General features: G+C 51.5%; 22 protein-coding genes. 11 read left to right on the forward strand and 11 right to left on the reverse strand.

Annotation, left to right across the window (positions count from 1 at the left end):
* Positions 1 to 33: 33 nt before the first annotated feature.
* The 4 genes from G8768_RS03870 to G8768_RS03885 all read right to left on the reverse strand — a co-directional run bounded on the left by G8768_RS03870 (position 34) and on the right by G8768_RS03885 (position 2,318).
* On the reverse strand, positions 34 to 438 hold the full coding sequence (locus G8768_RS03870) for a QcrA and Rieske domain-containing protein (RefSeq protein WP_166851026.1): 405 nt from the start codon (positions 436 to 438) through the stop codon (positions 34 to 36).
* A gap of 80 nt (positions 439 to 518) precedes the next feature.
* The gene (locus tag G8768_RS03875; RefSeq protein WP_166851023.1) at positions 519 to 899 is read right to left on the reverse strand and encodes a cupin domain-containing protein; all 381 of its coding nucleotides are present in this window, start codon (positions 897 to 899) and stop codon (positions 519 to 521) included.
* Position 900: 1 nt separating this feature from the next.
* The gene (locus G8768_RS03880; RefSeq protein WP_166851020.1) at positions 901 to 1,203 is read right to left on the reverse strand and encodes a hypothetical protein; all 303 of its coding nucleotides are present in this window, start codon (positions 1,201 to 1,203) and stop codon (positions 901 to 903) included.
* 11 nt (positions 1,204 to 1,214) lie between these two features.
* Entirely contained in the window at positions 1,215 to 2,318 is a 1,104-nt protein-coding gene (locus G8768_RS03885; protein ID WP_166851017.1) for a serine hydrolase domain-containing protein, read from the reverse strand.
* A gap of 305 nt (positions 2,319 to 2,623) precedes the next feature.
* Here G8768_RS03885 and G8768_RS03890 point away from each other — a divergent pair, with 305 nt between their 5' ends.
* The 6 genes from G8768_RS03890 (at position 2,624) to fba (ending at position 11,111) form a co-directional block, all read left to right on the forward strand.
* On the forward strand, positions 2,624 to 3,997 hold the full coding sequence (locus G8768_RS03890) for a M16 family metallopeptidase (RefSeq protein ID WP_166851014.1): 1,374 nt from the start codon (positions 2,624 to 2,626) through the stop codon (positions 3,995 to 3,997).
* Positions 3,997 to 5,376 (forward strand): M16 family metallopeptidase, encoded by a 1,380-nt coding sequence (locus G8768_RS03895; protein ID WP_166851010.1) that lies wholly within the window; start codon positions 3,997 to 3,999, stop codon positions 5,374 to 5,376. Before G8768_RS03890 ends, G8768_RS03895 begins: the two co-directional genes overlap by 1 nt.
* A 342-nt stretch (positions 5,377 to 5,718) precedes the next feature.
* Complete coding sequence (gene tkt, locus G8768_RS03900; protein WP_166851008.1) at positions 5,719 to 7,722, forward strand: transketolase; 2,004 nt, start codon at positions 5,719 to 5,721, stop codon at positions 7,720 to 7,722.
* Positions 7,723 to 7,791: 69 nt separating this feature from the next.
* A complete protein-coding gene (gene gap, locus G8768_RS03905) occupies positions 7,792 to 8,814 on the forward strand; it encodes a type I glyceraldehyde-3-phosphate dehydrogenase (protein ID WP_166851005.1) in 1,023 nt (340 codons plus the stop codon).
* Between the two features lie 23 nt (positions 8,815 to 8,837).
* Complete coding sequence (locus G8768_RS03910; protein WP_166851002.1) at positions 8,838 to 10,001, forward strand: phosphoglycerate kinase; 1,164 nt, start codon at positions 8,838 to 8,840, stop codon at positions 9,999 to 10,001.
* A 60-nt stretch (positions 10,002 to 10,061) separates the two neighbouring features.
* Complete coding sequence (fba, locus tag G8768_RS03915) at positions 10,062 to 11,111, forward strand: class II fructose-bisphosphate aldolase (RefSeq protein ID WP_166850998.1); 1,050 nt, start codon at positions 10,062 to 10,064, stop codon at positions 11,109 to 11,111.
* A gap of 70 nt (positions 11,112 to 11,181) precedes the next feature.
* Here the strand turns inward: fba and G8768_RS03920 are convergent, their stop codons facing one another.
* Together G8768_RS03920 and G8768_RS03925 are read right to left on the reverse strand one after the other, a co-directional pair.
* Positions 11,182 to 12,108 (reverse strand): peptidoglycan DD-metalloendopeptidase family protein, encoded by a 927-nt coding sequence (locus G8768_RS03920; protein ID WP_166850995.1) that lies wholly within the window; start codon positions 12,106 to 12,108, stop codon positions 11,182 to 11,184.
* Between the two features lie 22 nt (positions 12,109 to 12,130).
* On the reverse strand, positions 12,131 to 13,030 hold the full coding sequence (locus G8768_RS03925; RefSeq protein ID WP_166850992.1) for a LysR substrate-binding domain-containing protein: 900 nt from the start codon (positions 13,028 to 13,030) through the stop codon (positions 12,131 to 12,133).
* Between the two features lie 128 nt (positions 13,031 to 13,158).
* On the opposite strand from G8768_RS03925, the gene G8768_RS03930 reads away from it, so the two are divergent.
* The 3 genes from G8768_RS03930 (at position 13,159) to G8768_RS03940 (ending at position 15,641) form a co-directional block, all read left to right on the forward strand.
* Positions 13,159 to 13,932 carry a ferredoxin--NADP reductase gene (locus G8768_RS03930; RefSeq protein WP_166850989.1) on the forward strand — a complete coding sequence of 258 codons (774 nt, stop codon included), beginning with the start codon at positions 13,159 to 13,161 and terminating at the stop codon, positions 13,930 to 13,932.
* Between the two features lie 151 nt (positions 13,933 to 14,083).
* Positions 14,084 to 15,220: an SMP-30/gluconolactonase/LRE family protein gene (locus tag G8768_RS03935; RefSeq protein ID WP_166850986.1), complete on the forward strand. Its 1,137-nt coding sequence runs from the start codon at positions 14,084 to 14,086 to the stop codon at positions 15,218 to 15,220.
* Positions 15,221 to 15,296: 76 nt separating this feature from the next.
* Positions 15,297 to 15,641 carry a hypothetical protein gene (locus tag G8768_RS03940; RefSeq protein WP_166850984.1) on the forward strand — a complete coding sequence of 115 codons (345 nt, stop codon included), beginning with the start codon at positions 15,297 to 15,299 and terminating at the stop codon, positions 15,639 to 15,641.
* 43 nt (positions 15,642 to 15,684) lie between these two features.
* Here G8768_RS03940 and G8768_RS03945 read toward each other — a convergent pair whose 3' ends face one another.
* The 5 genes from G8768_RS03945 to G8768_RS03965 all read right to left on the reverse strand — a co-directional run bounded on the left by G8768_RS03945 (position 15,685) and on the right by G8768_RS03965 (position 20,123).
* Positions 15,685 to 15,996 carry a hypothetical protein gene (locus G8768_RS03945; protein WP_166850981.1) on the reverse strand — a complete coding sequence of 104 codons (312 nt, stop codon included), beginning with the start codon at positions 15,994 to 15,996 and terminating at the stop codon, positions 15,685 to 15,687.
* Positions 15,997 to 16,027: 31 nt separating this feature from the next.
* Complete coding sequence (locus G8768_RS03950; protein ID WP_166850978.1) at positions 16,028 to 16,384, reverse strand: hypothetical protein; 357 nt, start codon at positions 16,382 to 16,384, stop codon at positions 16,028 to 16,030.
* A 51-nt stretch (positions 16,385 to 16,435) separates the two neighbouring features.
* Complete coding sequence (locus tag G8768_RS03955) at positions 16,436 to 16,798, reverse strand: hypothetical protein (RefSeq protein ID WP_166850975.1); 363 nt, start codon at positions 16,796 to 16,798, stop codon at positions 16,436 to 16,438.
* Between the two features lie 234 nt (positions 16,799 to 17,032).
* Complete coding sequence (locus G8768_RS20850; protein WP_208020066.1) at positions 17,033 to 17,554, reverse strand: DUF4870 domain-containing protein; 522 nt, start codon at positions 17,552 to 17,554, stop codon at positions 17,033 to 17,035.
* Positions 17,555 to 17,771: 217 nt separating this feature from the next.
* Complete coding sequence (locus tag G8768_RS03965; protein WP_166853412.1) at positions 17,772 to 20,123, reverse strand: Tex family protein; 2,352 nt, start codon at positions 20,121 to 20,123, stop codon at positions 17,772 to 17,774.
* Between the two features lie 339 nt (positions 20,124 to 20,462).
* On the opposite strand from G8768_RS03965, the gene G8768_RS03970 reads away from it, so the two are divergent.
* Together G8768_RS03970 and G8768_RS03975 are read left to right on the forward strand one after the other, a co-directional pair.
* A complete protein-coding gene (locus tag G8768_RS03970; protein ID WP_166850973.1) occupies positions 20,463 to 21,692 on the forward strand; it encodes an efflux RND transporter periplasmic adaptor subunit in 1,230 nt (409 codons plus the stop codon).
* The gene (locus G8768_RS03975) at positions 21,692 to 24,808 is read left to right on the forward strand and encodes an efflux RND transporter permease subunit (RefSeq protein ID WP_166850970.1); all 3,117 of its coding nucleotides are present in this window, start codon (positions 21,692 to 21,694) and stop codon (positions 24,806 to 24,808) included. Before G8768_RS03970 ends, G8768_RS03975 begins: the two co-directional genes overlap by 1 nt.
* The last annotated feature ends 63 nt before the right edge of the window (positions 24,809 to 24,871 follow it).

Raw genomic sequence — 24,871 nt, forward strand, 5'->3', positions numbered from 1 at the left:
ATAGCAGATCGATGTAAATATGACCTTGTCGTCCTAGTTGAGTTCCAGCGTCAGTTCTTTGCCCAGATCCTGCACATCAAACCGCTTCAGGTTTTTTTCTGCTGGTCCTTTGGTAACCTGGCCTCGCTTGTCATAGCGCGCACCATGACAGGGGCAGATATAGCCCGCGTCATCAGGGGCCGTTTCGCATTTCTGGTGGGTGCATTGCATCAGACAGGCGGTATAGCTGCCGTCGTCCAACTGGGCAATTGAGATGGGGTAACGCTCGTCAGGGTGGGCAATCAGCAGCTGCCCATTTTTGATCGCGGATTTGGGAATGCTCAAAGCCGATCCCTGTTGAGGCACAGCCAGCGGTTTGATGGTGCGCCCTCCGCAGGCAAACAGTAAGCCACTGCTGCCAACAACGCTGCTGCTCTTTATAAAATCACGGCGCTTCATAGGTTTTTCCGGTCTCACTTTGGATGTTCTTGTGGGGCATTGTTGTTTTTCGGCGGGTGTGTCAGTTCGGGCCTGGTCGCTTAGATCCAGGGTTGTTTATCTTGGGCAACGGTTTGTTCGGTTTGCTCTTTTCCCGTGTGTGCGGTGCTGCCAGGTTCAAACATTAAAAACTCGGTGCCCTCTTCGGCCTGGGGGCAATGTTCAACACCTTTGGGCACCACAAACAGTTCGCCTGGGTTGAGTACGATATCTCTGTCACGGAGTTTCAGGGTGAGCTGACCTTTATGAACGAAAAATAATTCATCTTCATTGTCATGGCTGTGCCAAACCAGCTCACCCTGGCCTTTGGCGATCTTGACCAATTGACCGTTACATTCCGCGATGATTTTAGGTGACCAGTGATCGTCAAACCGGGAAAACTTTTCTTCAAGAGAAACCGATTTCTTGTTTTCATTGGCCATTTTACAAACTGTCCTCATGCAGGCTGGCTTTGACCAGTTCCAGTGCTTGTTTGTCGCTGAAACCCTCGGCTTTCAGGGCCAAAAATAGCTTACGAATGTACTTGGCTTTGTCTTTAATGAACTGGTCGTCATTCAGGATAGCGGCATTGGCGCGCATCTTGATATGCAACTGACGTTCCAGCTCATGGGTGAGCGGGTCTTTGACAAAAGGATTGGCGGTGCCGCTGGCACTGCCAATGATAGCGACGCCCATCGCCGCAATGACGAGGCTTTGTTTTAGTTTGAATTTTATATCGTATGTCATAGTAACTTCCCTCAATGATCGTCCACTTGATGTGTTGAAGAATGCTTCATGGCTTTCACCAGTGCGCGAGTAATATCAACTGCGCTGGCTTCGGCTTTTTGAATATTACCTTCATTGACCGTGATGGCCACGGCGGTATCCAGCGTGGGCAATAATGTCAGCAGGCAATACCACATGGTATTGGAACCGTTATGCCAAATCACCTGGCCATCGGCCAGTGGGTCGTGTGCTTTGATCACCCAGCCTTTGGCATAGCTATCCAATTCGGCGGTATGCAATGCCTTATATTGTGCACTATCCAGATAATCGCTTTCGCCCCGAGCGCCTTTCATATGCTCCTGAGCATAACGGGCCAGATCACTGAGGCTCATGTGAACATTACCTGCCGGCCCCATCACTTTGGGGTTGTCCGAGCTGGTTTGAACGGCAAACTTGAATCCGAATATGGATTTATGACCTCGCGGTTGATCGATGCCGTTACTGTTGTCTTTGGGTGGGCCGAAACCGGCCGAGTTCAGGGCCAGCGGCTCGAATAGTTCTTCCCGCATCAGGGTTTCCCAACCTTTATTGGTGGCCTGTTCGGCGAGGACGGCCGCAATGGTATATCCCACATTGGAATACTGGAAGGCGGTGCCGGCCTGACTGTCGGTGGGTTTGTTCAACACACCCTGCACTGCGGCCAGTCGTTCTTTGTGCAGAGCTTCGTCCGTTTCCGGGTCGTCGCTAAACAAGAGCAGCAGCGAAAAATTTGCCGGTGCTCCCGAGCTGTGATGCAAGAGATGTTTCAGGGTGACCTTATTCCAGTCACTGTGTCGGGGGTTTTCTCCACCGGGAATGAGATCAAGATTTTGATCCCAGCTCAAAATACCTTTCTCGACAAGGCGGGCAATTACCGTTGCGGTCATGGATTTGGTTACGGAGCCCAAATGCCATTTGTCATCAACGGTCAGTTTTTCAGGGCTGCCTTTTTTGCGCAGGCCCTCGCTGGCCAGTGCCTGGATGTTATTGCCACGAATGACAACCCCGGCAATGCCAATCAGATCTTTGGATTGTTGATGCTGTTTGAGTTCCGCTTCCAGTGTGGCTTGCAAATCGGAGGATTGAGCAGAGCTCATAAGACATAGACTCCAGCAGCAGAGGCCTACAGCAATATTAACTATCGACACTCGTTTCATTTAATGGGCCCTTGTTTCAGAGGGGTTCTTTCGGTCGTTCGTTAAAGCTAATGCACCGTTCACAAGTGTGAACAGGCCTTGGGGCATATTATCACTAAATCAAAGCCGGAACTGTGCGAGGAACTGAAAATCGGTTTATTGTCACGGTTCAACGTGTTACGGGTGGCGAGACATTGTTAACGATTGGCACGCCAATCATAATGCCGAAGAGCGCAGCTTTAAGAAGAATCACTAGAGGAAGCGAAATGCAAAGATATCAAGCATGGGCCCGCAATATACGGCGAGGCCTGCTGGTTTTGGGGGCGGGTCTCAGTTTGGGACTGTCGACGCAGTTATCTGCCCAGACCACGGCGGAGGACGTTAAGACCTTTACCTTGAAGAATGGCATGGAATTTATGGTGGTGGAGGATGGTTCCATCCCCAATGCCAATATGTACCTGTTCTGGAAGGTCGGTTCTCGAAATGAGGTGCCTGGTATCACTGGCCTTTCTCATTTCTTCGAACATATGATGTTCAACGGTGCAAAAAAATACGGTCCAAAACAATTTGACCGAGTGATGGAAGCCAATGGTGGTGCAAACAATGCGTATACCACCGAGGACGTTACCGTCTACACTGACTGGTTCCCGGCCAATGCTCTGGAAACCATTTTTGATCTGGAATCCGATCGTATTGCCCATTTGAAAATCGATGAGAAGATGGTCGAGAGTGAGCGCGGTGTTGTCACCTCCGAGCGCAGTACGGGTTTGGAAAATTCCAATGTCCGTCTGATGATGATGGAATTGAAAGGCATCGCCTTTCGGGCTCATCCTTACAGTTGGCCAGTGATTGGGCATCAGTCTGATATCGATAACTGGAGCATCGAGGATTTGCGGGCCTTCCACCGTCGTTATTACGCGCCAAATAACGGTCTGGTTGTTATCGCCGGCGATGTCGACGCAAAAGAAGTGGAGCGTCTGGCGAGAAAATACCTGGGCAGCATTCCTGCTCAACCCGAGCCTCGAAAAATTCACACCGTTGAGCCTGAACAAAAAGGTGAGCGTCGTGGCTATGTGCAAAAGGGATCTGTTTCCAGCCCGAACATCATGATGGGTTTCCATGTGCCCAACAGCCGCCATGACGATTACTACCCGTTGGCGATGGTTGAGAGCATTTTGAGTGGTGATGACAGTGCGCGCTTGAATCGTGCGTTGGTTGATCAGAAACAGCTGGCGACCAATGTTTGGGCCTATTTCCCGCAGAGTATTGATCCGAATCTGTTTTATATTTTCGCAACAGCTGCCGAAGGCGTATCCGTCGAAGCGCTGGAAAAAGGTATTATTGAAGAGCTGGCCAAGCTGAGTGCTGAACCGGTGAGCGAAAAGGAGCTGCAGAAAGTGAAAAACCAGGCCCAGGTCGGTTTGTATCGTACGTTGTCGACCATTAACGGCAAGGCCGACACGCTGGGTACCTACCAGATTTATTTTGGTGACTATAAAAAAATGTTCGATGCTTCCAAAGATATGGCCGAGGTCAGCGCTGAAGATGTTCAGCGTGTTGCGAAAACCTATTTTCGCAAGGCCAATCGCAGTGTGATGATTTTGGATAAACATGCCGACAGCAAAGAGGGAGATCGATAATGAAACGTTTTACTCAGATGAGTCTCTTATCCGGTCTCTTGCTTGCCAGCCAGTGGGTGTTGGCGGCGTTTTCCATGCCGGACTATGAAAAGTACACTATGGACAACGGTCTGGATGTTTATTTGATGCGTCAGGATGAAGTGCCTCTGGTGGATGTGGTTGTCGCTGTTAAAGCCGGTGCGGTTCAGGACGGCAAACAATATGGTCTGGCGGAGTTTACCGCTGAAGCTCTGAAGTTTGGTGCGGCCGGAAAAAGTAAAATTCAGCTGGAAGACGAAATTGCATTTTACGGTGCAGATTTTGGTGGCGGTGCAGGCACAGAGATGACCACTCTCAGCATGTCCTACGCGAAAAAAGATGGCGATATTATGCTGCCACTGTTGGCGGATATGTTGTTGCGCCCCGATTTTGATCAGGCTGAAATCGATAAATACCAAAAGCGCCTTGGTGCCCTGTTAAAACAAAATCGCGAAAGCCCAAGGGCAATGATTGGCGATTTGTTTAATCATTTGTATTACGGCAAGCACCCTTATGCCAATCCTTCTTCGGGCAATGAAAAAACCGTGGCGACCATTAGTCGTGATGACATCAAAGGTTTTTATCAGGATTATTTTACGCCTGACAATGCTGCCCTGATTGTCGTTGGCGACATTGATCCGAAAGCGATGAAAGCCAAGTTGGCAAAGCACTTCGCCCAATGGAAGGGCAAGGCGAAAGCCAAGACGTCATTGGAGGCTATCGAAGCTCCCAAGAAAGCTCGTGTATTGCTGGTGAACAAAGGCGACTCAAAAGAAACGCGTTTTATCATCGGTGGTCCGGGTATTGCGGTGGGTGATAAAAATGAAGTGCCGCTGTCTGTGATCAATACCATTTTGGGTGGCCGCTTCACGTCCTGGTTGAACGATGAGCTGCGCGTAAACTCCGGTTTGACTTATGGTGCTCGCAGCAGCTTCAGTAAGGAATCGAAAGCGGGCCTGTTCAGAATCAGTACCTTTACTAAAACCGAAACCACGTTTGAGGCGTTGGATCTGGCTTTGAAAACCTATCAGCGTTTATGGGATCAAGGTATCGATCAGAAAACCCTGGATTCGGCCAAAGCGTATGTGAACGGTCTGTTTCCGCCGCGTTTTGAAACCTCTTCTCAATTGTCGGGTTTGTTGGCCACCATGTGGGCTTTTGATTTGGGCGATGAAGTGATTAACGATTTTGAATCCAAGGTCGGCGCTTTGGATGTCGCGTTAGCGAATCAACTGGCCAAAAGCCAGTTCCCACGTGAAAATCTCCAGTTTGTGCTGATTGGCAAGGCGGACGATATTCGTGAAAAGGCCAAGCAATATGGTGAAGTGACCGAGGTGGATATCAAGGACTTCTACCATTGATCTCCACCATTGAGATCGGCTATTGATCGCTGATTGCAACTACACAAAACCGGCCGCTTTCGCGGCCGGTTTTGTGTCTGGTACTTACTGGCTTGACGGCACTTAAATCCTTCTTTGGCCTGTCCTTTCTCAATGTGACGGGAGAGGCATGATGACAAAGCCCGATAACAAACGGCCATCTTCGCGGAGTGCTTTGAAAGCCCGCACCGTTGTAGGGTTTACGCCGTTAAGAAATCTTTCTTAACGGCCTTTACCTGCCCCCCAAGAAAAGGGAAAATAGCGCCCATTTTCCAGCCCCAGGCTGTGTACTTTTTGACCTATTAGCCCTCTCAGGAGCTCTTTATGCCTTCCCGCAACCAGCTAGCCAATGCGATTCGTGCTTTGAGTATGGATGCCGTTCAACAAGCCAATTCCGGCCACCCGGGTGCCCCAATGGGCATGGCGGATATTGCCGAAGTACTGTGGAACGATTATCTGGTGCATAACCCGGCCAACCCCGAGTGGGCTAACCGTGACCGCTTCGTGCTGTCCAACGGCCATGGTTCCATGCTGATTTACTCTCTGTTGCATCTGTCTGGCTACGCGCTGCCCATTGAAGAGCTGAAGAACTTCCGCCAGTTGCACTCCAAGACTCCGGGTCACCCGGAATACGGTTACGCGCCGGGCGTAGAGACCACTACGGGCCCATTGGGTCAGGGCATTACCAATGCCGTGGGTATGGCGGTTGCCGAGAAGATTCTGGCCGCGCAGTTTAACCGTGAAGGGCACGACATCGTTGATCACTACACCTACAGCTTCCTGGGTGATGGTTGCTTGATGGAAGGTATTTCCCATGAGGCCTGTTCTCTGGCTGGAACCCTGGGTCTGGGCAAACTGATCGCGTTTTATGACGACAATGGCATCTCTATTGACGGTGAAGTTGAGGGCTGGTTTACCGACGACACGCCTAAGCGTTTTGAATCCTACGGCTGGCAGGTGATTCCAGCGGTCGATGGCCACGACAGTGCTGCCATCAAAGAAGCCATCGAACAGGCTCGCGCTGAAGAAGGCAAGCCGACCCTGATTTGCTGCAAAACCGTGATTGGTTTCGGTTCTCCCAACAAGCAGGGCAAGGAGGATTGTCACGGTGCTCCATTAGGTGCCGAAGAAATTGCTCTGGTTCGTGAAACCCTCGGTTGGGAGCACGATGCCTTCCAGATCCCCGAAGATATCTACAGCGCTTGGGATGCCAAAGACGCGGGCGCGAAAGCCGAAAGTGAGTGGGAAGAGAAACTGGCGGCATACAAAGGTGCCCATCCTGAGTTGGCCGCCGAGTTTGAGCGCCGTGTGATCAAGGGCGATCTTCCCGCTGATTTCAGCGAAAAAGCGGATGCCTACATTAAAGAGTGCCAGGAAGCGTCTGAGAAGATTGCTTCCCGCAAGGCGTCCCAGAACAGCCTGAACGCGTTTGGCCCGATGCTGCCTGAATTGCTGGGCGGTTCTGCGGATCTGGCCGGCTCCAACCTGACCTTGTGGAGTGGTTCAAAGGGCGTAACGGCTGACGATGCCAGTGGTAACTACCTGTTCTACGGCGTGCGTGAATTCGGTATGAGCGCCATCATGAACGGTATCGCTCTGCACGGCGGTTTCGTGAACTACGGTGCGACCTTCCTGATGTTTATGGAGTACGCCCGCAACGCCGTACGCATGGCGGCCTTGATGGGGCAGCAGAGCATTTTTGTTTACACCCACGACTCCATTGGCCTGGGTGAAGATGGTCCAACACACCAGCCGGTCGAGCAAATTGCCAGCCTGCGCCTAACCCCAAATCTGCACACCTGGCGCCCCGCCGATGCCGTGGAATCTGCGGTTTCCTGGAAGAGCGCCATCGAGCGCCGCGATGGCCCGAGTGCACTGATTTTCTCTCGCCAGGGCTTAACGCCCCAGCCACGTAATGAGCAGCAGCTGGCGGATATCAGCCGTGGTGCCTATGTGTTGAAAGACAGCGACGGTGAGCCGGAAGCCATTTTGATTGCCACCGGTTCCGAGGTGGGTCTGGCGGTAGAAGCTGCTGACAAGCTGAGTGCTGCGGGCCGTAAGGTGCGTGTCGTATCCATGCCTTGTGCAGAAATTTTCAGTAAGCAAGATGCTGAGTACAAGCAGTCTGTATTGCCTATTGAAGTGGCCGCTCGTGTTGCCATTGAAGCGGCACATGAAGACTACTGGTACAAATTTGTTGGCCTGGAAGGTCGTGTGATCGGTATGAATACCTTCGGTGAATCCGCCCCGGGTAATGTATTGTTGGAGCACTTTGGCTTTACCGTCGACAATGTGGTTGCCAATGTTGAAGAGTTGCTGGAAGACTAAACGGTCTTCCTTTTTCAGGTCGATGCCGCTTCTGTGCATCGGCCGCTGGCCGGACCTGTGAATGTGAGCGTGACAAAGATAGCTATCAATGGCTACGGACGAATTGGCCGCTGTGTGCTGCGGGCTTTATTTGAAGCTCAGCAAGAGGGCCGCTTTGGCCATCTTCAAGTGCTGGCCATCAATGAACTGGCCGATTGCAACACCATTGCACACCTGACCCAATACGACTCCACACACGGTCGCTTTCCGGCGGCCGTTGCGGTTGAGAATGATCAGCTGCATATCGATGACCAACGCATCCGTGTTTTGCACCAGCCTGATATCACGCAACTGCCCTGGGCCGACATGGATATCGATTTGGTATTGGAATGTACCGGTGCTTTCAATGATCGCCAAACCGCGGAGCAGCATATTGCCGCAGGTGCTCGCCATGTACTGTTTTCCCAGCCTGCAACGGCCGAAGTCGATGCCACCATTGTTTACGGTGTGAATCACCAGCAGTTAAATGGCCGCGAATTGATTGTGTCCAATGCTTCCTGCACCACGAACTGCATCGTGCCGGTTATCCATACTTTGCATGAAGCGTTTGGTATTGATAGCGGTGTGATTACCACGATCCATTCGGCGATGAACGACCAGCCAGTGATCGATGCCTACCATCACACCGATTTGCGTAAAACCCGGAGTGCGATTCAATCGATGATTCCCGTCGACACCGGTTTGGCAAAAGGCATTGATCGTCTCTTGCCCCAGTTGGCCGGACGATTTGAAGCCCAGGCCATGCGCGTACCCACCGTCAATGTATCGGCGATGGATCTGTCGGTGGTTATGAAGAGTGATGTCAGCACGGCGGATATTAACCGCGCCTTGCGAGAGGCGGCAGACAATGATTTTAACGGAGTGCTGGGCTACACCGAAGAGTTGCTGGCCTCCTGTGACTTCAACCACGACCCCCGCTCCAGCATTGTGGATGCCACCCAAACCCGAGTGGCCGGAGAACGCATGGTGAAAGTATTGACCTGGTTCGACAACGAGTGGGGCTATGCCAACCGTATGATCGATACGGCGGCGTACTGGGCAAAAAAATTCTAAATTTATACTGAGGACAACACACCATGGCTGTTAAACAGATGAGCGAACTGGATCTGGCGGGTAAGCGCGTACTGATTCGCGAAGACCTGAACGTGCCCGTGAAAGATGGCAAGGTCACCTCCGATGCGCGTATTCGTGCGGCTTTGCCAACCATCAAGCTGGCTCTGGATGCCGGTGCAAAAGTCATTGTGATGAGTCACCTTGGCCGCCCAACCGAAGGTGAGTTTGCCGAGGAGTTTTCCATGGCGCCAGTGGCGAATCATCTGGGCGGTCTGTTGGGCCGCGATGTGAGCGTGGTGAAAGACTGGCAGCAGGGTGTTGATGTTGCTGAAGGTGAGTTGGTGTTGTTGGAAAACGTGCGTTTCAACAAAGGTGAGAAGAAAGATGAAGATGAATTGGCCAGGGCCTATGCGTCTTTGTGCGATGTCTTTGTTATGGACGCCTTTGGTACTGCGCACCGGGCTCAGGCTTCTACCCATGGTGTGGCCAAGTTTGCGCCGGAAGCTTGTGCCGGCCCGTTGTTGGCCGGTGAGCTGGATGCGCTCGCCAAAGCACTGGATAAGCCCGCTCGCCCTATGGTGGCGATTGTGGGCGGCTCTAAAGTGAGCACCAAGTTAACGGTTCTGGAGTCATTGTCTGATAAGGTGGACCAGTTGATCGTTGGTGGTGGCATTGCCAATACTTTTCTCGCGGCCAGCGGCAACAATGTGGGCAAGTCTTTGTGCGAGAATGACCTGATCCCCAATGCCAAAGCGCTGATGAAAAAATGCGATATTCCTGTTCCCAGTGATGTTGTGGTTGGCCAGGAGTTTTCCGAAAGCGCTGCGGCTGAACTGAAGTCCGCGGGCGAGGTTACCGACAGCGATATGATTTTTGATATCGGCCCGGATGCTTCCGCAGAGCTGGCCAAGATCCTGGCGGACGCCAAAACCATCATTTGGAATGGCCCGGTAGGTGTGTTTGAATTTGATCAGTTTGGCGAAGGCACGAAAGCGCTGTCCCATGCTATTGCTGAGAGCGATGCCTTTTCGATTGCTGGTGGTGGTGACACTCTGGCGGCCGTTGATAAGTATGAGATTGCCGATAAAGTCTCTTATATCTCAACGGGTGGTGGCGCCTTTTTGGAATATGTTGAGGGTAAAACCTTACCGGCAGTTGCGATTTTAGAAGCTCGCGCTGCACAATAATTTTTAACTTGAAAAGGTCCCTAGGGATAGCGTGGGCCAGACTATTATAGGAAGACGATTATGGCTTTAATTAGCATGCGCCAAATGTTGGATCACGCCGCCGAGTATGGCTATGGTGTGCCCGCATTTAACGTGAACAACCTGGAACAGATGCGCGCCATTATGGAAGCTGCTGATCAAACCGATTCTCCGGTGATCGTGCAGGCTTCTGCCGGCGCCCGTAAATACGCTGGCGCACCTTTTTTACGCCATCTGATTTTGGCTGCGATTGAAGAGTTTCCGCATATTCCTGTATGTATGCATCAGGACCATGGTACCTCGCCAGCGGTTTGCCAGCGTTCTATCCAATTGGGTTTCAGTTCCGTAATGATGGATGGCTCTCTGGGTGAAGACGGCAAAACCCCAACCGATTATGAATACAATGTTGACGTAACCCGTCGCACGGTCGACATGGCCCACGCTTGTGGTGTGTCGGTAGAAGGTGAACTGGGTTGTCTGGGTTCATTGGAAACCGGTGAGGCTGGTGAAGAAGATGGCATTGGCGCCGTGGGCAAATTGAGTCACGATCAAATGCTGACTGACCCGGAAGAAGCGGCTGACTTTGTTGCAAAAACCAAAGTTGATGCCTTGGCGATTGCTTGTGGTACTTCTCATGGTGCGTACAAATTTACTCGCCCGCCTACAGGCGATATTCTGGCGATCGATCGCATTAAAGCCATTCACGAACAAATTCCGAATACCCATTTGGTGATGCACGGTTCTTCCTCTGTGCCGCAGGAGTGGTTGAAGGTAATCAATGAATTTGGCGGTGAGATTCCGGAAACCTATGGTGTGCCGGTCGAGCAAATTTGCGAAGGTATCAAGCACGGTGTGCGCAAGGTGAACATCGATACCGATTTGCGTTTGGCTTCCACGGGTGCTGTGCGTCGTTTCCTGGCGGAAAACACCAGCGAATTTGACCCGCGTAAATTCCTGAGCAAAACCGTTGATGCTATGAAAGACATTTGTGTGGCGCGTTACGAAGCCTTTGGCACCGCTGGCAATGCCAGCAAGATCAAGCCTATCAGCCTGGACGATATGTTCCTGCGTTATGAGAATGGCGAGCTTTAAGAGTGAATTAAAGCGTTTGTAAAAACCGGAGCTTGCTCCGGTTTTTTTATGCCCAGGAATTGAGTCGGGTTTATATTTTTTGCCCCGCTCTTGGGTTAAAGGTTTTGCCATCTCTCCCCCGTAAGCGGAAGGGTAGGGAAGCGACGCGCCCGCCAACAATGCCGCGAATCACAAAGTGCAGATGAGGGCCGGTGGAATAACCGGATGATCCTGCGCGCGCGATTAATTGCCCGGCACGAACTTTATCGCCGGGTTTTACTTTGGCGCTGCCTTGCAGAATATGCGCATAAATCGCCGAACTGCCATCGTCATGATAAACCGTGATGTGATTGGCCTTGTCGAGGAAAAAGCTCTTGGCGCCCCCCATATGATAATCGTCTTTGGCAATGGCCACGACGCCGGGGCGTGCAGCGGCAATGTCGGTGCCCACTTCCATGGCGATATCCAAAGCGTTGCGATTGCCGATACCGGTATGTGAAAAACGTCCGTTAAAGCCCTGGCTGATCAGCAGGCGTTTTTTGCTGGAAAAGGGCAGTTCGTAAACCGACTGGCTGTGTACCACATTGAGCTTGCCAATGGCCCAACCGGATTTTATTTCACCGAAGGCAGTGTCTTGTTCACGCAGCAGAAATCGACCTGGTCCTTCTGCGCTGAAGCGAAAACGTTTTTTGCCAAGGCGGCTGGCTCGGTATATAAACTGAATGGGCGCGTGAACCGGATTGTTCAAAAACAGGCGATGTTTACCATCTTCTCTGAGGGTTTCCAGCCAGGGCTCGTGTTTTGAGGCGTTACCGCGGGTTTTTAATTGAATGGTTTCAGCGGCTTGTTTGGGTTTTTTATCGGTAAAGACCCACTTGCCGTTTTCGTCCTTGTATTTGTAAATTTTGCTTTGCGCATTGCTGGTTGATGTCGTCAGGCAGTAACTCAGCAGAACGGCCAGTAGGCCAAGTCGAATGGGAAATGGCCGTTTCGGCTCAGTGGAGAAATTCAAAGGCATGGTGACGTGTTCTGACTGCGCATTAGTTATTGTGCTTAGCTTGGCATAATTGCAACCAGTGTTCCAGAGAGTGACTGATGGCTTTGTCGCGGTGGAATACAAAATAAAAACGCCGACGCCAATCCCGGTGGGGAGCATGCAGTTGGGCCAGACTGCCTCTTTGCAGGGCTTCGCTCACCGCCAGGCGGGACAGACAGGCTACCCCCAAATCGGCTTCAATGGCGCGCTTGATGGCTTCGGTATGTTCCAGCTCCATGGCGATATTCAAGTGGGGCAATAGGCCGTGCAGGGCATGCTCGAAGGCCTGGCGGGTACCGGAGCCATGTTCCCGACTGATCCAGCGGAGAGACAGCAATTGCTCATCGCTTAGTGCGCCTTGATTCACGAGGGGATGATTGGGGTTGGCGACAATCACGAGTTCATCATCACGCCAGTGCTCGCTTCGCAGCTGGGGGTGATTAAACTCGCCTTCAATCAAGCCTATATCCAACTCATAGTTGAGTACCTGATGAGCGATGTTGTCGGTGTTGGCGACATGAAGATCGACCTTGGCTTCCTGGCCCTGTTGGCGGGCGTCGTTCATGTATTCGGCGACCAACGGCACAGCCAGATAATTGCCAATGGTTAAGGTCGCGCCCACTCTCAAGTCTCCCAACCCGGCCTGGCCTTTAAAGCTGGATTCCAGCTGCTCGGCTGCGCTCATCAAGCTCTGGGCCTGGGGGCGCAGGGCGATGCCGTTTTCATTCAGTCGCAAACGCTTGCCGAGGCGGTCAAAGAGCTGCAGGCCGAATTGCTGCTCCAATTCACGCAGGGCGGAGCTGGCTGCGGACTGGGAAAGGTTGAGCTGTTTGGCCGCCAGGCTGATGTTCTGCTGTTGGGCGGTGGCCAGGAAAACCTCAATTTGGCGAAGACTAAAACGCATATCGGTACCGCATAATGGGTTTGTATATCGATTTTATCAATAAGCAATAGAAAAATAACCCATTTTACAGCTAAGGGACAGGCATCTAGACTGCTTGCAGTTGAAAGTTACCCCTGTGGAGAAGCCCTATGGCCAGCCTGATTCGTGAACGAGTCACCCGAATACATCACTGGAATGAAAGCCTGTTCAGCTTTAATACCAGCCGTAGCCAGAGCTTACGCTTTGAAAATGGCCATTTCGTGATGATGGGGCTGGAGGTTGAGGGTAAACCACTGATGCGGGCCTACAGTATTGCCAGCGCGAACTACGATGAAGAGCTGGAATTCTTCAGCATCAAAGTCCCCGATGGTCCACTGACTTCCCGTCTACAGAACATTCAGGTTGGTGATGAGGTTTTATTATCCACCAAGCCCACGGGCACCTTGGTGGCAGATCACCTGCTGGAAGGCAAGCACCTTTATCTGATCAGCACGGGTACCGGGTTGGCACCGTTCATGAGCATCATCAAAGATCCTGAGGTGTACCAGCGCTTTGACAAGATTATTCTGACTCATGGTGTGCGTCATATTTCCGAGTTGGCCTACCAGGATGTGATTGAAAACGAATTGCCCAACAATGAATTCTTTGGGGAAGAAGTACGCGAAAAGCTGTTGTACTACCCCACTGTTACCCGCGAGCCCTATCGCAACAATGGTCGAATTACTGACCTGATGCGGATTGGTAAACTGTTCCACGATTTGGATTTGCCCAAGCCAAATCTCGACGACGATCGTTTTATGATTTGCGGCAGCCCGAGCATGCTGAAAGAGACGTGTGAAATTCTCGATAGCCATGGTTTTAAAGAATCGCGCCATGGGCAAAAAGCTCACTATGTGATTGAGCGTGCTTTTGTAGAGCAGTAAAGCAGAAGTTTTTAAATTCAAGCACCAGCAATACGACGTTAACCGTTTCACGCTTTAGCCCCCTCGGTTTTTGCCCAGGGGGCTTTTTTCGTTTTGGTCCCGGGTATTTTCGCTTACACTGCGTGAAGGGAAGGCAACGACGAGAATAATTATGGCAAGGTTCCTACTATTGATGCTGCGCAGATCCTGTCTGTTGCTGATGCTGGGTGGCTTGCTCGCTTGTAGCGACCCCACGCCTGTGATTACGGATTGCAATGCCAAAGGCGATCGTAAAGCGCTATGTGGCTTTCACAACCCGGAAGATCTTGAACCGCTGGGCGATGGGCGCACCTTAATCGTCAGTCAGATGGGAATTGTCGGACAACACACGCCAGGGTCTCTGGCGTTTTATGATGTGAAAGCCAAACACCTTAAGATTTTTCCCGATTTCACCGAAGCGGACCCGGAGCGTTGGGGGCAGGAAAACTGTGAGCCGCCAGGAGAAGCGTTTTCACCCCATGGCATTCACCTCAGTCGATTGAACGAAAATACTCAGCGTCTATTGGTGGTGAATCACGGTGGGCGCGAAGCCGTCGAGTCGTTTTTAATTCGACGCGAGGACGATACGTTTCAGATCAGTTGGCAGGGCTGTGTCGAAATGCCCGACAACAGCAATATCAATGATGTAGTAGCCGGGCCAGATGGCGGTTTCTTTACAACACATATGTTTGCCATGGAGGGGCTGAGTCTGGGCCCGATCAACTGGCCGCAACTGGAAGGCTTGTTAGGCTTTGATACCGGATGGGTCTGGCATTGGACGCCCGAAAATGGCGGTGCCTTTTCCAAGGTAAAAGATTTCCGCAGTGCCTTCCCCAATGGCATTCAAATTGATGCCGAAGGCAAGTACCTCTATGTAAACAGCTGGGGTGATAATCAGGTTCACAAACTGGATTGGCGCAGCGGTGAGGTTCTCGCCACGGCCGATATGCCGCACCCGGACAATACACAATGGACAGAGGATGGCCGCTTGCTGGTGGCTTCGCAGCATTTCAACCTGGCCAGTGCTCGGCAGTGTATGGAAATTCGCAAAGGCGCTTGCCCGAGCCGTTTTGATATTGTTGCTGTCAATCCAGAAGATATGAGTCACACCGTTGTTCTGGAGCAGCAGGGGCCGCCGATGGGGGCGGGAACGGTTGCTCAGGTGTTAGGCAACTACTTATATATCGGCAGCTTTGCCGGTGACCGTCTCTTGCGGGTTCCCTGGCCGGTTAGAGAAAGTGCGGAAGGTGCGGACGAGCAAGGCAATTAGCGTTTCGTCTAATAGCCTTGCCAAAACGACCGGCTCATAATGGGCCGGTAGAATGTTTATCAGCACAGGGTGATGCATGAAAAATCAGTGGGCGGCCTATGCCGCAGGTGCCGTATTGTTGTTTGGCGCAGCGTTTTGGGCGTCAATTCTGCCCCTCGATTATAAAGGCGTTGTATTGCTTATGGGCGTGCCCAGTCTGTTTGCCGGTTATTACTTTGCACGTTTTCCGATGCCGTATATCTGGGGAGCCCTTTTGGGTATCGCATTTTATATGGGGCTGGAATATATGATCTACGGGCCGATCTATAAAGTGTCCGGGCCAGTGTACGGTGCGGCGTATATCCTGGCGATTGCCTGTTGTCTGACGGGGGTCTGGATTTCAAATTGGCGACTAAGCCGCTCAAACCAGAGGATAGCTTGAGCGGCCTGCATTCGGCTTAATAAAGCCGCGTCGTGGGAAGTGATTACTTTTCTTTGTAGGCTATTTGCGGTGCTTTGCCATAAATGGCACCGCCACGCAGACTGCGAGTAATGCCAGCCGTCTCCAGTTGCTTTTCAATTTTAGGGCCGTACTCCGCAAGAAAATCCATCCACTCCTGGGTACTTTTGCATTTTTTTCGATATTTCCCGTAAATGGATTTTCGCACCACTAAACAAATTTTTTCTTCTTCCTGGGCCTGCATTTGTGCTTGTGGTTTTTGTTCGCTTGCCGGGAGCATGGCAAAGCTGAGGCTGCTCAGGCTGAGTAGTGCGGCTGAACAAATAAACTTTTTCATGTTCACCTCCAATTGTGAACGTTACTTTTACTTATTGAACTCTGGCAAGCTCATTTCTATTTCTCATGTTGCTGTCTTTCAGGCGGCTCGATGAGGGGTGAGTCTTGCGGGCAATGGTCGCGGTCGCGCCACTGTCGCCTTCTGCCAGTACGGCTTTCTGATTGGTGCTGACATTCGCGAGCGAAGACTGGCGTTTCATCTGCTTTTCTGCTTTTGCGGTCCAAGTGGCCCATTCGGCTTCTGTCATGCATTTTTTGCTGTAATGCTGGTAGATAGACGCGCGCGCTTTTTTGCAAACCACTTCGTCTTTAGCTTGCTCGGCGGCCATGCTGCCAAAGCTGAGACTCAGTGCCAGACCGGATACAACAACTTGAGCTACTTTTTTCATCATGATTCCTTTGTTTTTTAGTATTCAAAAATAAGCTGTTTAATGGGGCGTTTAGTAATAACCAATGTAAACAGGTAGTGCCAGATACCTTTGTAAATTCTTGCCGCCTTTTTTGGGCTGGGTCGCGCCAGCAATTTGCCATTGTTTTTCAATCTTGGGAGCCGTTCTGCTTATCCATTCTTCCCACTCGGCTGCTGTACGACATTTTTTACGGAAATGGCCATAAAGAGAGTTGCGCACAACTCGACAATATTTTTGATCAGATTTTCCAGGTTTCAATAGTAAGGCTGTTTTGGCATTGGACGTCAAAGCATCATGATTGCTTTGGCTCAAAGCCGCGAGTGCGACGTTGCTGCTGACAGAGGCGACAGCCATGGCACTGATACAGGCGATAATGTGAGGTTTGATCGGCATAACAAGCTCCTTGTCGGTTTACCTGAGCGTGAAGATTCACGCTTGCTGGACACAACTGATCAAGACTCCGTTCTAAATCCGTCAACTAAGCCTATGAGTTGTTCATCAAACTGTCAAATATCCCCAAGGGTTGTGGTTAACAGCAATAGGTGCAAATGGCATCTCATTCTTCTTGTGTGCTTTCGGGCATAAAAAAAGCGAGGTCAATGCCTCGCTTTTTTGTGTTCGGTGGGTTTATTTGATCAGGCGGAGCGTAAACGGGTATTCAAAATATTCACCGCTGCTGGCTTTGACGCCACCGATAATCGACATGACAAACCAGAAGACGCCGACCACAAATATCATCACCACGCCAATCAAAATCACGGTGAGAATGATGCTCACAAACATCGCCAGGGCAATGGTGATTTGGAAGTTCAGTACTTCTTTACCGTGGTAATTCACGTATTCCATCTCGTCGCGCTTGATCAGCCAGACAATCAATGGGCCGATAATGCTGAAGAACGGAATAAAAAAGCCTGCCATGGTTGAGAGGTGACAGAACATCGCCCAGTCGCGCTCTTCTTTGCTCGGCGTGGCCGGCTCATAAGTTTGCTTTGGCTCTTCCTGCTGCTGGCTTTGGCTGCTTTGTTCCTGAGCATTGGCATTCTGCTGCTCGGCATTCGCGGTACTGGCGTTACTCTCCTGGGAGCTGTTGTCAGTACTTTCTACATTCTCTTCAATAACTTCGCCTTGTACTTCTTTCTCTTCGGACATGATTTGCTCCAAGTCTCTGTAGTGTCTGTTTCTTCGCCTGTTTGGCTTCTTGCTGATTTAGACGAGGAAAATCCCTGACGTTCCTCGAACTATGACGAAAAAGGCTATTTACGGCTGAAAATGGCACTCATTAGATATCATGATCATAGCTCGCCAGGCCTTGAGTATACTGGCCTAGCGAGCATGAAGCAGCGCTGAACTTAGGTTTTGTAAAGTTTTATTTTTTGTTCTTCATAGCTTGCTGCAGCAGGGCACCCATAGAGCCCATGCCCCCCTGTTTTTGCTGGCCACCTTGTTTGCCACCAAAGGAGCGTTGCTGCTGGCTGCGATCCTGGCGACCTTTGCCGCGGCGCTGTTGCCCTGCAGGACCGGATTGCTTCTCCCCGGGAGTGTCGTCCAGGCGCATGGACAGACCAATGCGCTTACGAGGCACGTCCACCTCCATGACTTTCACCTTCACGATATCACCGGCTTTCACCACTTCACGAGGGTCTTTCACAAAGGTGTTGGACAGGGCTGAAATATGCACCAGACCATCCTGGTGGACACCGATGTCCACAAAAGCGCCGAAATTGGTCACATTGGTGACGGTACCTTCGAGGATCATACCGGGCTCCAGATCCTTGATCTCTTCAACACCGTCCTGGAACTGGGCGGTTTTGAATTCCGGGCGAGGGTCACGGCCAGGTTTGTCCAGTTCGCTGATGATGTCGGTCACGGTGGGCACACCAAACGCTTCCGAGGTGTAGTCGGCTGGCTTGAGTGCGCGAAGGAAACCGGAATCGCCCATCAGATTGTGAATCGGGCGGCCGTTTTTCTCGGCAATGGCTTCCACCACTGAATAGGATTCCGGGTGTACCGCCGACGCGTCGAGTGGGTTATCACCACCGGCGACTCGCAGAAAGCCCGCCGCCTGTTCGAAGGTTTTTGCACCGAAGCGGCTGACGTTTTTCAAATCTTCACGGCTCTTGAAGGCGCCGTTTTGATCGCGAAATTCGACGATGTTATTGGCAATGCTGCTGTTCAAGCCGGAAACGGCGGCCAGCAGAGGGGCGGATGCCGTGTTCACTTCAACACCAACGGCGTTCACACAGTCTTCTACCACAGCGTCCAGAGAGCGCGCCAGTTGCGCCTGGGAGACATCGTGCTGGTACTGACCCACGCCAATGGATTTGGGCTCGATCTTCACCAGCTCGGCCAGCGGGTCTTGCAGACGGCGAGCGATGGAAATCGCTCCGCGAATCGTCACGTCGAGGTCCGGAAACTCCTTGGCGGCCACTTCCGATGCGGAATAGACCGATGCACCGGCTTCATTGACCATCACTTTTTGAGCGCTGATGTCTTTGTGCGCTTTGAGCACATCGCCCACAAATTTATCGGTTTCACGGGAGGCGGTGCCGTTGCCAATGGCGATCAGGCCAACGTCGTGTTTTTTGCACAAGGCAACAATCACGGCCTCGGCCTCGCGAATCTTGTTTTGGGGTGGAGTTGGGAAGATCGCACCGTGATCGACGACTTTGCCGGTGGCATCGACTACCGCGACTTTTACGCCGGTGCGCAAACCCGGGTCGAGGCCGATGGTGGCCTTCTGGCCGGCGGGTGCGGCCAATAGCAGATCTTTCAAATTACTGGCGAATACCTTGATGGCTTCTTCCTCGGCGGCTTCGCGGATTTCACCCAGCAGATCGGTTTCCAGATGGGTCAGTAACTTGACTCGCCAGGTCCAGCGTACCACTTCAGACAGCCATTTATCCGCCGCACGTTCTTGCTGCTGGATTTCCCAGTGATCGGCAATCATAGCTTCGCAGGGGTGAGCGGCCAGGCGATCTTCAGGATCACCCACGGTAATGGCCAGGCTCAAAATACTTTCATTGCGACCGCGCAACATGGCCAGGGCACGGTGAGAGGGAACGCTTCCCAGGGGCTCGTCGTGTTCGAAGTAGTCGGAGAACTTTGCGCCCTCAGCTTCTTTGCCATCCATTACGCGGGCACTGAGATTGGATTCGTCTTTCAGGAACTGGCGAAGCTTGCCAATCAGTTCGGCGTTCTCGCTGAAACGTTCCATCAGAATGTACTTGGCGCCATCCAGAGCGGCTTTAATGTCGGTAATCTTTTTGCCTTCTTCGCTGTCGCCGTTGAGGTATTTCTGGGCTTCTTCTTCCGGGGCCAGGTTCGGGTTGTCCAGCAGGCTGTTGGCCAGAGGTTCCAGGCCGGCCTCGATGGCGATTTGGCCTTTGGTACGGCGCTTCTTCTTATACGGCAGATAGAGGTCTTCCAGACGATTCTTGGTATCGGCGGCGTTGATTTCAGCTTCCAGCTCGGGGGTCAGTTTTTCCTGTTCGCTGATGCTTTTCAAAATCGCTGAACGGCGATCTTCCAGCTCTCGCAAATAGCGTAAACGTTCTTCCAGGGTACGTAATTGGCCATCATCCAGACCGCCGGTTACCTCTTTACGGTAACGTGAGATAAAAGGAACAGTGGCGCCTTCGTCCAACAGTTCCACAGCCGCCTCTACCTGGCGAGCGTTTACCGATAACTCATCGGCAATACGAGCATTAATACTGATCATTGAATCTTTGGTCTCTCTTATGTATTCCTTCGCTTGCGGCGAACTGGCCGCACCTCCGAGGCTTGCTAACAGGCCCAAGGGACGGCGCATTATGCGGCATTCCGGGGGTCTGCAACAGCCTTGTTTTTAGTTGGGGAATATGGCTGTTACATGACGATTTTCTGGGCTGCGCTGCGGGGCTTCGGCTTGGCCTGCGCGGTGGGTTATGTGATGGGCTATGTGAAGAAGGGTAAAATCCCCACGTAATGCTTATGCTGGAGTTACACTAGCACTTTAGCCCTAGGCTCGGTGTGGGTACCGAGTAATAACGACAATAGATAAGACATGAGGACTATTTGAGTGGCCGACTCTGCTGTTCGCTCCCCGCTGAGCAAGTATTTACCGCTGATTATTTTGTTGCTTGGAGGTGCTCTGATCTTCGCTGTTGCAACGTTGAAACCCGAACCTGAGCCGCAACCGAAAGCCGAAGCCAAACCTGCAGAAGTGGCAGTGGTGACGGCCCAGCCATCTGAGCATCGCCTGAGTGTGCACAGCCAGGGTACTGTCGCTCCTCGACGTGAAATCAGTCTGGTTGCCGAAGTATCAGGGCGTATTGTGAAGGTCAACCCGGCTTTCGTGGCCGGGGGACATATCGAAGTCGGTGAGACACTGGTTGAAATTGATCCGCGTGATTATCGTTTCGCTGTGGTGCAAGCCAAATCCCAAGTTGCTGAAGCTAAGCAGCGTTTGGCAACGGAGCGTGGTCAGGCCCGACAGAAAAAGCGCGAGTGGCGTAATTTGGGCAATTCGGAAGCCAACGATCTGTTTTTGCGTAAGCCACAAATTGCCGCTGCCGAAGCGAGCCTGGAAGCCGCCAAGGCAAATCTGGAAAAAGCAGAGCTGAATTTGCGCCGGACCAAAATCAGTGTGCCGTTTTCGGGCCTGGTGCGCAGTACCAATGTGGATTTAGGGCAGTATGTAGGGCCGGGTACGCAACTGGGTCAAGCCTTTGATACATCGGTGGTGGAAATTCGTTTGCCGCTGACTGATTCCGAAGCGGGTCTGGTGGACTTACCCTTGGGGATGAGTGTGAGCAGCGGCGAAGGCCCTGCTGTTACGTTGACAGGAACCGTCGCCGGTGTATCGCGCAGCTGGCAGGGAAATATTGTTCGCACCGATGCGAGTCTGGATACGCGCACACGTCTTTATTATGCCGTTGCCGAAGTAAATGATCCCTATGCCGACAGCCAGGCGGCACCGTTGATGGTGGGTTTATTTGTGGAAGCCAAAATTGACGGGAAAGCTTTGGAAAATGTGGTGGAGCTTCCCCGTAAAGCCTTGTACAAGCGCAATCTGGTCTACAGCGTTGGCCCTAACAATGAAATTGTCAGTCAGGAAATCAAAGTTTTAAAAGTTTCCAAAGACAAGGTTTGGGTGAGCGGAGATGTCTCCCCTGGAGACAATATTGTCGATGGTAATCAGCAGTACCTGGCTCCTGGCAAGAAAGTGAAAATTAAATCTTCCGAACAGGCTCCCACATCGGTTGCCGAAGATAAAAACAATGCCGGTGCAGAAGAGGTTGATAGCTAATGAATCGACTTGTGCAATGGTTTGTTGAAAACCCGATTGCGGCCAATTTGTTAATGGTTGCGATTATTATCGGTGGCGTATACAACTATAACCAACTGGATCGTGAAGTGTTTCCTGGTGCTTCACCAGAAACCTTAAGTGTTTATGTGCCTTATCCAGGTGCAGGCCCCAAAGAAGTTGAAGAACAAATTGTAAAACGCATTGAGCAAGCCGTTTTCGATTTGGAGGGCATTAAAAAGATTGAGTCGAGCGCTCGCAATGGTTCGGGTAACGTCACGATCGAAGTTCAAAATGATTATGATACCCAAGCGCTGCTTAATGAGGTGAAAACCCGGGTTGATTCCATCACAACATTCCCGGCCGATGTCGAGCGGCCCGAAGTCCGTGAGAACAAGCAAAAGATCGAAGTGCTCAGTGTGGGCATTTACGGTGAAGTGGATGATGCCGCATTAAAAGCGACCGGTGAATGGTTGCGCGATGAAATTTCTTTGTTGCCGGCGGTGACTCTGGTTGATCTTGAAGCCGTTCGCCCGGAACAGATGGCAATTGAAATTTCAGAACAAAAGCTGCGCCGTTATGGTTTACGTTTTGAAGATGTAGTCAATGCGGTTCGCGGTTCTTCCATGAATTTGGGCGCCGGTTCCATTCGTTCAAAAAACGGTGATCTGCAGGTACAAACCCGAGCGCAAGCCTATACCGTTGAAGATTTTCAAAACATTGTTATTCAGGGTAAGGAAGACGGTTCTGAATTAACCATTGGTGATGTGGCCGATGTTAAGGAAACATTGGAAGAGTGGAACCTGATTGCGCGTTTGAATGGACGCAAAGCCGTTTACCTGGAAGTTTATGCCACCGACAATCCCAATGTTGTGGAAACAGCGAAAGAAGTCCGTAAATTTATGGATGAGGTGCAGGACCAGCTTCCTCCCGGTGTTCATGCGGTGGTTTGGCGCGACTGGTCCACCCTGTTTGAAGGCCGGCTCAATCTGCTGATGAACAATTCCCTTTCCGGTCTTGTTCTGGTTTTTGTGGTATTGATGTTGTTCTTGCGTCCGGCTTTGGCGGCTTGGGTAACACTGGGAATTGCTGTCGCATTTTTAGGTGCGCTGTGGTTCCTGCCTCTGACCGGTGTGAGTTTGAATATGCTGTCCCTGTTCGCCTTCCTGTTGGTGCTGGGGATCGTGGTGGACGATGCCATCATCGTTGGGGAGAGCGTCTACTCGCGACAACAGGCAGGCATGCAAGGAAACCTGTCGGCGGCGACAGGTGCCAAGATGGTCAGCAAGCCCGTATTGCTGGCGGTGGTGTCAACCATTATCTTTTTTGCGCCAATGTTGTTTATTCCCGGCCCGCTGGGGGAAATCTCTTTTGGTATTCCAGCGGTTGTTACCCTCTGTCTGGTGTTTTCACTGGTGGAGTCCCTGCTGATATTGCCTTCCCATCTGGCGCACATGAAACCGGAGAAAGACAGTCGCTTTACGTTTATGCGACGTTTTCAGAAATGGCGTCAGGGCGTAGCAAGCGGTCTTGAATACGTGGCTGATCGCTACTACAAAACCAGCTTGAAGCGCATGCTGCAACACAATGGTGCGACGGTTGCTGTTTTTATTGTTGCCTTCGGTTTGTCGGTTTCAGTATTCATGGGTGGCTGGGTTGGCAAATCCTTTATGCCTGTGGTGGCGTCCGATTTTGTGCGTTTGCGTATGAAGATTCCAGAGGGGGCGCCATTCTCCACAATGGATTCTATTATCGAGCGTGTTGAAGGTGCGGTGCCCGAGCTGAAGCAAGATACCAATCTTTTCGGCGAGGGAGGTGGCGACGCCGTTATCAAGGATATGCAAACCTGGGGCTGGCGAAACAATATTCTGGTTTCTTTGTCGCTGGACAATTCCGATGGGAAAGTCTCGGCTGATGCGGTGGTCAAGCGTTGGCGTGAATTGGTTGGCCCATTGCCGGAATTGGAAGAAATTACGCTGGATGCAACCATCAACGATGTTGGTGCTGATATCAGTTTGTTACTGACGGCGCCGGGAGATGATGAAGCCGTTCTGAATGATGTTGCTAAAAAGCTGGAAGAGGCGTTGCTATCCTATTCAGGCGTTCACGATGTGCGAAACACGATTGAATCCGCACGCAGTGATATCCAGTTGAGTTTGAAGCCCTATGCTGAAACGTTGGGCTTAAGCTTAAGCGATGTGGCGAGGCAGGTTCGCCAGGGCTTTTATGGCGCTGAGGCTCAGCGAATCCCCAAAGGCAATGAAGACGTCCGAGTGATGGTGCGTTATCCCAAGGAAGAGCGAAACAATGTTGATCATTTGAGTGATGTTCGCATTCGTACGATGGACCAGCGCGAAATTCCACTGGATGCAGTTGCTAATGTTGACTACGTTCCCGGTTATTCTCACATTAAGCGTGAAGATCGCAAACGTTCGGTAAAAGTGCGAGCCTATGTAAAAGATGGCGTGGGCGTACCGGATGAAATTGTGCAGTCTATTTTTAAGGAACATTATCCTGAGTGGCGCAAGCAGTATCCCGGTTTGAGATTGTCTGTATCCGAAGGCATGAAAGAAGAACAGGAATTTATGGTGTCCATTCTTGTTAACTTCTTTGTGGCTTCCTTGGTGGTACTGGCACTCATGGCAATTGCCTTTAAATCCTACTGGCAGCCTTTCCTGATTTTTACGGCAGTTCCTTTTGGATTTATGGGTGCCATTGCGGGTCACATGATTCTGGGGCGTGAGATCAGCATGATGTCCTTCCTTGGTTTCTTTGCCTGTTCTGGTGTTGTGGTGAACGATAACCTGGTTCTTCTGGATCGAATCAATCAGCTGCGTGCTCAGGGTGAAAGTGTTTACGACGCGGTGGTCAATGCTGGCAGGGATCGTTTCCGCGCAATCATCCTGACATCGGTGACGACCTTTGTTGGATTGGTACCGATTTTATTTGAAACCAGTACCCAGGCGCAGTTCCTCGTGCCGATGGTGATCTCACTGTCCTTTGGTGTTTTGCTGGCAACCACGGTGACTCTGATTTTGGTGCCCAGCCTGTTTATGCTGGCAGAGCGTGCAAAAGCTCGCTGGCGCAGCGAAGCTTCACCTTTGCCGAGAGCGGTGTAGGAAGATCGCTCGTGTTGGTCAGGACAGCAAGGTGTTGATTGTCCTGACCAGCATGAGATTTCA

Source organism: Pseudoteredinibacter isoporae, from assembly GCF_011602085.1.
GTDB lineage: Bacteria > Pseudomonadota > Gammaproteobacteria > Pseudomonadales > Cellvibrionaceae > Pseudoteredinibacter > Pseudoteredinibacter isoporae.